The organism is Mesorhizobium sp. P5_C1 (assembly GCF_054049815.1).
Map to the genome: position 1 here is coordinate 1 of NZ_JBFULQ010000231.1, position 8,522 is coordinate 8,522.

Genomic DNA, 8,522 nt, shown 5'->3' on the forward strand with positions numbered 1-8,522 from the left:
ATATCTACCTTCTAGTAGGTAGGTGACAATATCAAGCGCGAAGGAGAAATCGAAATGCTTGCTAAGACGACTGAAGCCAACCTGGTCCAATCCTCAACCGCCTGGCTCAAAAGCTACTATTTCACACGCTTTGCCGTTTCGACCGCCTGGGTCCTCCTGGCCTTCACGGTAGCCAAGGCAATGCCTCCCCTGGCAGCCATCATGCTGGTCGCCTATCCGGCTTGGGATGCGCTGGCCAATTTCATCGACGCCCAGCGCACCGGCGGCTTGAACCGCAACAAGACGCAGTTGCTCAACTTCGTCATCAGCATCATCACGACGGTAGCGGTCGCCATTGCTCTCGGAAAAGATATGAACACGGTGCTCGCCGTCTTCGGCGTCTGGGCGGTCCTGTCGGGCCTTTTTCAGCTTGCAACCGCGGTCAGGCGCTGGAAGTCCGGCGCGCAGTGGGCAATGGTGTTGAGCGGCGCTCAGTCGGCACTGGCAGGCATTTTCTTTGTGAAGATGGCGGGCAGTGCGGCGACGATCGACATCACCAACATCGCTCCCTATGCGGCCTTCGGCGCCTTCTACTTCCTCGTTTCCGCTGTCTGGTTGACGGTAAGTGATGCGCGGCGCAAGTCGGCTCAAGCGGCTGGCTGAAGAGCGTCAAACGCTCCTGTCCTCCAAGCCCCTCAATCGGAGCGCTGCCCTGCAAGGTCGGCGCTTGCATGATGCGGCGGCGTGTAATGCCTTGTTTTGATGGAAACCGCGATCACTCGCTCATATTCTGAAGCGCATCATGCTTGATTATTTCGACGCAGCGCAGGCTGACCAAGCGAATGATGCCCTTTTCCTTCAGCCTGGTGAATATTCTTGAGACCGTCTCGATGGTGAGGCCGAGATAGTCGCCAATGTCGACGCGCGACATCGGCAGTTCGACCTGCCGAAGCGCGCCTTGGCGCTCCGCCATATCGACTAGGAACGCCGCGACGCGCTCGATGGCGTTCTGGCGGCCGAGGACCAGCAGATGCTCCTGCGCCCTGGTCAGCCCCTTGAGCGCCAACGGCAGCAACTGACGGGACATGTCAGCCCCGGCGGCGATGCGGAAGACGCGGACCCCGGTCGCGTTGATTGCTTCGGCGAAGAAATGATGCGTCGTGTCTGCTTCGAAGCCAAATGTCTCTCCTGCAAGGTGGAAGGCGCTTATCTGCCGGCGACCGTCGGCGAGCAGGCGGTACACACGAACGGCCCCAAACTCGATTTGATAGAAAGCTCCGGCCTTCTCGCCCTGGGCATAGATTTCCGCACCGGCGGGAAAGAAGCTGAGCGGCTGCAACGGTGCCGGGTCGAATGCCGCCGGCAGGCTCGGCTGGGCAAAATGCGACGGCAGCGAAATTTTGGAGGTCGTGTAGGCGTGCATGGCTGTTTCCCCGGTTGATCCGTGTCACAGCAATCGCTCGAATCCGCGCCGCGCGAAATTCGGTTATGTCCCTACGGGATACTACCTAGACTCCCCTTGTCGTGACGATTTCGACAGCGTTGTCAGCTGGGAATTTTCGGCAGGGTCGGCCATAGCCAGAGAACGCATTGTGGTCCAGGTGTTCGGCCTTCGGCACCTGATACAAACGCGTTTGCGGTGGATCAAAGCTCGCACTGTTCGTCGCCACTATGAATGGCGCAAACGACCGCTCGCCATACGCCCGGTTGACGGCCACCTCGCTGCAAACTGGTCCGGCGGTCATGAACCGAATGGCGCGCGAATGCGTTGGTCGTCCGTTCACGGCGATTTCGATGAATAGCGGCGCATGTCGCGATCGAGCGGCATTCACAAATGGGGACTATAGGAGCCAGACATGACCGAGCACACGACGACAGCAACCCCCGGCAGGCGGCTGTCCGAACGCCAGTTGCACGACATCAATGCATACTGGCGCGCCGCCAACTATCTGACGATCGGGCAGATCTACCTGCTCGACAATCCGCTGCTCCGGGAGCCTTTGCGGCTGGAACACGTCAAGCCGCGTCTGCTTGGCCACTGGGGAACATCGCCGGGCCTGAGTTTCATCTATGCCCATCTCAACCGCGCCATCCGGCTGAGGGATGCAAACATGATCTACGTCTGCGGGCCGGGCCACGGCGGTCCGGCGATGGTTGCCAATGCCTATCTCGAAGGCACTTACAGCGAGCTTAGTCCGGACATATCCCTGGACGAACAAGGCATGCGCAAACTGTTCCGGCAGTTCTCCTTTCCGGGCGGAATTCCAAGCCATGCCGCACCCGATGTGCCGGGCTCGATCCACGAGGGTGGCGAACTGGGCTACGCGCTTTCTCATGCCTTTGGCGCAGCCTTCGACAATCCAGACCTTGTCGTTGCCTGCGTTGTCGGCGACGGTGAAGCGGAGACCGGGCCATTGGCTGCCGCGTGGCATTCAAACAAGTTTCTCAACCCGGCGCATGACGGGGCAGTGCTGCCGATCCTGCATCTGAACGGCTACAAGATCGCCAATCCCACTATCCTTGCCCGCATTCCCGAAGAGGAACTGCGCGCGCTGTTCACCGGCTATGGCTACGACCCGCTTTTCGTCGAGGGCGATGACCCGACGTTGATGCACGAGCGGATGGCAACAGTGCTCGACGATGCGCTGGACCGCATCGAAGTGATCCAGAAAGGTGCGCGCGGCGGGTCTGCCGACGCGGGGTTGCGGCCGAAGTGGCCCATGATCGTGCTGCGAAGTCCGAAGGGCTGGACCGGTCCGAAGGAAGTCGACGGGCTGAAGACCGAAGGCTTCTGGCGCGCGCACCAGGTCCCGTTGTCTGGCCTTGCGGAAAATCCGGCGCATCTGACGATGCTCGAGGAGTGGCTGAAAAGCTACCGGCCGGATGAGTTGTTCGATGCCGCTGGTGCCCCTGTCGAGGCGATCCGTGCCACCACGCCGCAAGCCGCGCGGCGCATGAGCGCCAATCCGCATGCCAATGGCGGCCTGCTGCGCCGGACCCTCGATTTGCCCGGGCTGCGGGACCATGCCGTGGCCGTCGCTCGGCCCGGCGCCGTGAAGGCCGAGTCAACACGTGTAATGGGCGGTTTCCTTCGGGCTGTGATGGAGTTGAACGAGGCCGCGAAGAACTTCCGCATCGTCGGCCCTGACGAGACGGCCTCGAACCGCCTTCAGGACGTGTTCGAAGCCACCGAGCGCGCCTGGATGGAAAAGATCCTGCCCGAAGACGTTCATCTCGGCCGCGACGGCAGGGTCATGGAAATCCTCTCCGAGCACACCTGCCAGGGCTGGCTCGAAGGCTATCTTTTGACCGGGCGGCATGGCCTGTTTTCCTGCTACGAGGCGTTTATCCACATCGTCGATTCCATGTTCAACCAGCATGCGAAATGGCTTGATGCCTGCCGTGACATCCCGTGGCGGCAGCCGGTCGCCTCGCTGAACTATCTGCTGTCGAGCCATGTCTGGCACCAGGAACACAATGGCTTCAGCCATCAGGATCCCGGCTTCATCGATGTCGCCCTCAACAAGAAGGCCGACATCGTGCGCGTCTATCTGCCGCCGGATGCCAACACCTTGCTTTGCGTGACCGATCACGTGCTGCAGACATGGAACCGGATCAACGTCATCGTCGCCGGCAAGCCGCCGTCGTGGCAATGGCTGCCGATGGACAAGGCCATCGTCCATTGCCGGGCAGGGATCGGCATATGGGACTGGGCATCGACAGAGAACGGCGACGAGCCAGACGTCGTGATGGCGTGCGCCGGCGACGTTCCGACCCTTGAAACGCTGGCGGCAGTGCAGATCCTGCGGCATCACGTTCCTGAGCTCAGGATCAGGGTCGTCAACGTCGTGGACCTGATGACGCTGCAGCCAAAGGAATATCATCCACACGGCCTGTCGGACCGCGATTTCGATGCATTGTTCACCACCGGCAAGCCTGTCATCTTCGCCTATCACGGCTACCCGTGGACCATCCACCGGCTTACCTATCGGCGCACCAATCACGACAACATCCATGTCCGCGGCTACAATGAGGAGGGCACGACCACCACGCCCTTCGACATGACGGTCCTGAACGGCCTCGACCGGTTTCACCTCGTGCAAAGCGTGCTTGACTGGGTTCCGCAGCTCAAGAACGTGCAGGTTGGCCTGAAGCAGGCAATGGAGAGTAAGCTGCTCGAGCATCGAGCCTATATCCGGGCTCATGGCCAGGACATGCCGGAAATACTCGGCTGGAAGTGGGATCAGGATCCCGATGCGGCGTCGACCGGTCGCCGCTGAGGACGATCGCATGACAGACGCTGTCCTGGTCCTCAATGGCGGCTCCTCCAGCCTGAAGTTCGCCGTCTTCGAGGAACGCGACGCGCTTCCCCTGCTGTTGCGCGGCAACGTCTCGTCGCTGGCCGGGCACCCGCGGCTGCGTGTCGAAGCCACTGCGGGTGAGCCGGCGACAGACAAAAGCCTGGGTGACGGACCGATCGACATTGGCAAGGCATTCGCGGCCGTCGCCTCTGTGCTTGCCGATCACGACCTCCTGCGCCGCATAGGCAGGATCGGGCACAGGATCGTCCATGGTGGCCGCAATTTCACCGGAGCGACGCTGCTCGACGGGCCCACACTCGACGCACTGCGCCTGCTCGAGCCGCTCGCGCCAATCCATCAAAGGATCAATCTCGAGCTTGTCGCCCTGGCCGCTGAGTTCCTGCCGCAAGCCCTCCAGGTCGGATGCTTCGACACGGCATTCCATTCGGCCCGGCCGGAGGTCGCCAAGATCTACGGCCTGCCGCGCGCGATGACCGAGACGGGCATCGTTTCCTATGGCTTTCACGGCCTGTCCTACAGCCATATCGCTTCGAAGCTGCGCGACCGCTACGGCGCGCGCGCTGGAGGCCGAGCGATCGTTGCCCATCTGGGCAGTGGTGCCAGCCTCTGCGCCATGGACTCCGGACGAAGTATCGCCACGACGATGGGGTTTTCGACGCTGGACGGCCTGGTGATGAGCACGCGTTGCGGTGCCCTGGACCCAGGGATAATCCTCCATTTGCTGGAGGACGGTAAGCTGTCGCCCGACGAACTGGTCACGCTTCTCTATGAGCAATCCGGCCTGCTCGGAGTGTCGGGGATATCCGGAGACATGCGCACGCTGATCAGTTCCGAGGATCCTGCCGCCGCCGAGGCGATCGATCTCTTCGTATATCGAATCGGGCGCGAGATCGGGTCGCTGGCGGCTGCCCTCGGAGGTCTGGATACGCTGGTGTTCACGGCCGGCATCGGCGAGAACGCGCCGTTGGTCCGGGAGAAGATCGGTGCCGCGGCCGGTTGGCTCGGCGTCGGCATCGACCATGAGTTGAACCGGAGAGGCGAGGGCGTGATCAGCCTTGCCGATTCCAGCGTCAACGTGCTTGTCATTCCCACGGATGAAGAGAGGGCAGTCGCCAGTGATGTACAGGCTGCATCCCAGGCGGCATCGCTGCGCGGGACCTGACGGGTAGGCCTCCCTTGCCGGACAAATGACTTGGCCCGCTCGCCCACTCGCCCCGTACTTCCAGGCGTCATATCTCTAAGGCCGTTCGACCCTTGCCACCTGATAGGTGTGCATGGTGCCGTTGCGTTCGATGGACACGTATTCGCCGGTGACGAAACGTTCGTCGCCGAGGTGGAAGCCGATCTCGTCATCGCGGTCGCCTTCTGCATAGTCGAAGTACCACTGTCCACCGGGCTTGCGCCGCAGAAGACCGACCAAGTCTTCTTCGTCAGCACGAAAACGGCGAACGCGGCAGGAACCCCGGTGCGACTTCCACTCGTCGGCGTCGATCCGTCCGTCGCTCTTCAATGGGGCGAGCACATCATAGCCCTCTTCGCGATCACCGCCCGGATGGCCCTTCTCGCGGGCAAGCAGCAGCCGGACATGCCGGAATTTCGGGGTAAGATCTTTCAGATCTGTCATGGCGAACTCCCTTGACGGAGTTCATAGCGCGATGACCAGATCTCGCCTTGATCCGGATCAAGAGGGCCTAGTCGTTTCTGCGCGGTCAGAAGGTCGCTAGCAGCACCATGGCGCAGTAACCGGCACCTGCAGCGATCAGGGTCGCTACGGCCAACGGCAACCAGAACCTGACCGGGCCGGCAACGACCGCCAGCGAGACGCGACCGGTCGCGTTTGCCGCCAGCGCCGCCAGCACTGCCTGCCCCACGGTTTCGACAGGGACCGAATGCCTGACCAGGCGCAACGCGCTGAGCACCGAGACATCGACATCGAACGTTCCGGCAAGCGCCGAGCTCGCCAGCAAGCCGCGCCCGCCGAATTGACCCGCCAGTGCGGCGCTGGCGGTCGAGACCACCGCAAAGAGCAGGGCAAAGAGCAGCAATGGACCAAGTTCGAATGGATTGCGCGTCAGCCCACCACCTTTTTGATCCCCGCCGACGCGCACCAACAGAAATGCGCCGCAGGCCGCGAAGGCGAATGCCGCCGCAATTGCGGGAATGCCGGCTGGGACGAATACGCTCGGTTGGATGATCAAAACCACCACGCAAACGCGCAGCGATGAGACCATCGCTGCCAGCGAAGCTGCCCCTGCCAGCGGTAGCGGATTGCTCGACGACGTCGCGTTGCGGGCAAGCGCCACGGTCACGGCTGTGGAGGAGACGATTGCACCGACGAGCGAGCTGACGAGCAGACCCCGCGTGGTTCCAAGAACGCGAAMGGCGACATAGCCAGCGAACGATATCGACGCCATCAGCACCGTAAGGAACCAGACCTCCCAAGGATTGAAACCGCCCCATGGGTCCATGGTCCGGTTCGGCAGCAAGGGCAGGACAATCGCGGTCATTACCGCCAGGATCAACGCCGAACGAAGCTCGATCCAGGTCAGTCGTCGCAACAGGCCGTGCAGGACCTCGCGACTGGCAAGTACCGCCGCGAGCGCGGCCCCTCCAGCGCAAGCAACCCGATAGTCGCCGGCTACACAGAGTGCGCCAAGCGCGAACACGCCCAGGCCGGCCATGACCGAGGTGACGCTGAAATCCTGGTCATGAGCAGCTTCTCGCGCCTTGTACCACGCGAAGATCGCGGCAAAGGCGATAAACCCCGCGACCAGCACCGAAACCGCGTCAAGGGCTTCGGCCAGGGCGGCCAGAATGCCACCGAGCAGGCCGGATATGCCGAAGGTTCGAATACCGGCCGTACGGCTGCGATCGGGTGCGTCCCGCTCCCGCCAGCCACGCTCCAGTCCGACGAGCAGGCCGATTGCCAAGGCAAGTCCGAGCCGGGCGATGAGCGGATCCATGGGAGGCAGTTTACTCGCCCGCTTCCCTGCCCGACACCTGCTGAATCAGAATTCGGAAGAACACAGGTGACGCGCTGTCTGAAACGGGAGGTCTTGCCGGCTTGAGGGCACCGGGCTCCCACCAGTCCGCGTGCTTGCTGAGCACGGACCATGCATGGTCGCGCTCGACCTTGTGGCCGATCTGATCCGGCAGTTCCTCATAGCGGCCGTCGACCACCACGCTTCTCCATCCTCGCCCTTTGCCGCGTTCATCGACCTCAACGCACACCAGCGGGTTGCCTCGCATCCACTCGATCTTCTTGCCTGGCATCGAAAACGCGTAAAGGTGATTGTCTGAATGGGCATAGTGTATCGGCACGACGTAAGGCTGGCCGTCCTTCGCGCATGCCAAACGACCGATCCGGTTGGCGGTCAGCAATTTCGTGCATTCCAAGGCAGAAAGGCTACGGATCAGCATCGGTGCGATCTCCTACTTTTTCGAGGTGGCCCCGTCACGCTGCCGCTCAGTCTCGATTGTGGGGCGGCCGGCGGGCTTCTTGAGATTCTTGCGTTGGCGGGTCGCTTGCCGCAGGGCAGCTTCGTCCATTGCAGCGACAACAGAGCTGTCGGAAAGCTGAGGGAACGACAAGTAGTGGTAGCCCAGTGCACCGAACCGCGCTGGTTGACTAAGGCAAATCACCCGGTCGGCTTCGCCAGCCAATTCCGATATCGTATCGCGCGGTGAAACAGGAACTGCTACGACGACCTCCTTGGGGGCTCGTTTTCTCAGGGCACGAATGGCAACCTTGATCGTCGTTCCTGTTGCCGCGCCGTCATCGACGATGATCGCCGTCTTCCCCGCGATCGATAAGGGTGGATGCTTTGCCCGATAGGCGARCCGGCGACGTTCAAGTTCGGGTCGTTCCTGCGCGATCAAGGCGCGAAGTGCGTCATCATCGAGCGAGTAGGCTTCGACAATCTCCCGGTTCAGCACGATGTCCGGCGGTTCGCCGTCCACGATTGCGGCAATGGCCAGTTCAGGATTTCCCGGCGCGCCTACCTTGCGCACGATAATCAGATCAAGCGGTGCCTTCAGAGCTTTGGCCACTTCGGCGGCAACCGGAACCCCGCCACGCGGCAGCGCGAGCACGACGGGCTGGCGCAATCGAAGCTTGCCCAGTTCGATGCCGAGCTTCTCTCCAGCCTCCTTGCGGTCGCGGAACATCATCAGTCCGCCGGCCAGAGTTGATGAAGTGACTTCCTCATCGAATTTCTCACC

At 62.0% G+C, this 8,522-nt stretch carries 8 protein-coding genes; 3 read left to right on the forward strand and 5 right to left on the reverse strand.

Annotation, left to right across the window (positions count from 1 at the left end; all coding sequences use genetic code 11):
- Window positions 1-54: 54 nt before the first annotated feature.
- Window positions 55-642 (forward strand): DUF308 domain-containing protein, encoded by a 588-nt coding sequence (locus tag ACXJ7R_RS18365; RefSeq protein WP_457153082.1) that lies wholly within the window; start codon window positions 55-57, stop codon window positions 640-642.
- Window positions 643-754: 112 nt separating this feature from the next.
- On the opposite strand, the gene ACXJ7R_RS18370 is transcribed toward ACXJ7R_RS18365, so the two are convergent.
- Entirely contained in the window at window positions 755-1,402 is a 648-nt protein-coding gene (locus ACXJ7R_RS18370; protein ID WP_457153083.1) for a helix-turn-helix domain-containing protein, read from the reverse strand.
- A 433-nt stretch (window positions 1,403-1,835) separates the two neighbouring features.
- Between ACXJ7R_RS18370 and ACXJ7R_RS18375 the strand changes: the two genes are divergently transcribed.
- The gene (locus ACXJ7R_RS18375; RefSeq protein ID WP_457153084.1) at window positions 1,836-4,259 is read left to right on the forward strand and encodes a phosphoketolase family protein; all 2,424 of its coding nucleotides are present in this window, start codon (window positions 1,836-1,838) and stop codon (window positions 4,257-4,259) included.
- 10 nt (window positions 4,260-4,269) lie between these two features.
- Window positions 4,270-5,463 carry an acetate/propionate family kinase gene (locus tag ACXJ7R_RS18380; RefSeq protein ID WP_457153085.1) on the forward strand — a complete coding sequence of 398 codons (1,194 nt, stop codon included), beginning with the start codon at window positions 4,270-4,272 and terminating at the stop codon, window positions 5,461-5,463.
- A gap of 75 nt (window positions 5,464-5,538) precedes the next feature.
- Here ACXJ7R_RS18380 and ACXJ7R_RS18385 read toward each other — a convergent pair whose 3' ends face one another.
- The 4 genes from ACXJ7R_RS18385 to ACXJ7R_RS18400 all read right to left on the reverse strand — a co-directional run.
- Window positions 5,539-5,925 (reverse strand): hypothetical protein, encoded by a 387-nt coding sequence (locus ACXJ7R_RS18385; protein ID WP_095080458.1) that lies wholly within the window; start codon window positions 5,923-5,925, stop codon window positions 5,539-5,541.
- 85 nt (window positions 5,926-6,010) lie between these two features.
- Window positions 6,011-7,264, reverse strand: coding sequence for an MgtC/SapB family protein (locus tag ACXJ7R_RS18390; RefSeq protein WP_457153086.1), 1,254 nt, complete (start codon window positions 7,262-7,264; stop codon window positions 6,011-6,013).
- Between the two features lie 10 nt (window positions 7,265-7,274).
- Window positions 7,275-7,721, reverse strand: coding sequence for a pyridoxamine 5'-phosphate oxidase family protein (locus tag ACXJ7R_RS18395; protein ID WP_457153087.1), 447 nt, complete (start codon window positions 7,719-7,721; stop codon window positions 7,275-7,277).
- 12 nt (window positions 7,722-7,733) lie between these two features.
- The coding region (locus ACXJ7R_RS18400; protein WP_457153088.1) for a phosphoribosyltransferase at window positions 7,734-8,522 on the reverse strand (789 nt) is incomplete at its 5' end.

What these genes read in the sequence shown, in the direction of transcription:
- ACXJ7R_RS18385 (WP_095080458.1), bottom strand. Translation starts at nt 5,925, where the DNA reads ATGACAGATCTGAAAGATCTTACCCCGAAATTCCGGCATGTCCGGCTG.
- ACXJ7R_RS18365 (WP_457153082.1), top strand. Translation starts at nt 55, where the DNA reads ATGCTTGCTAAGACGACTGAAGCCAACCTGGTCCAATCCTCAACCGCC.
- ACXJ7R_RS18370 (WP_457153083.1), bottom strand. Translation starts at nt 1,402, where the DNA reads ATGCACGCCTACACGACCTCCAAAATTTCGCTGCCGTCGCATTTTGCC.
- ACXJ7R_RS18395 (WP_457153087.1), bottom strand. Translation starts at nt 7,721, where the DNA reads ATGCTGATCCGTAGCCTTTCTGCCTTGGAATGCACGAAATTGCTGACC.
- ACXJ7R_RS18375 (WP_457153084.1), top strand. Translation starts at nt 1,836, where the DNA reads ATGACCGAGCACACGACGACAGCAACCCCCGGCAGGCGGCTGTCCGAA.
- ACXJ7R_RS18380 (WP_457153085.1), top strand. Translation starts at nt 4,270, where the DNA reads ATGACAGACGCTGTCCTGGTCCTCAATGGCGGCTCCTCCAGCCTGAAG.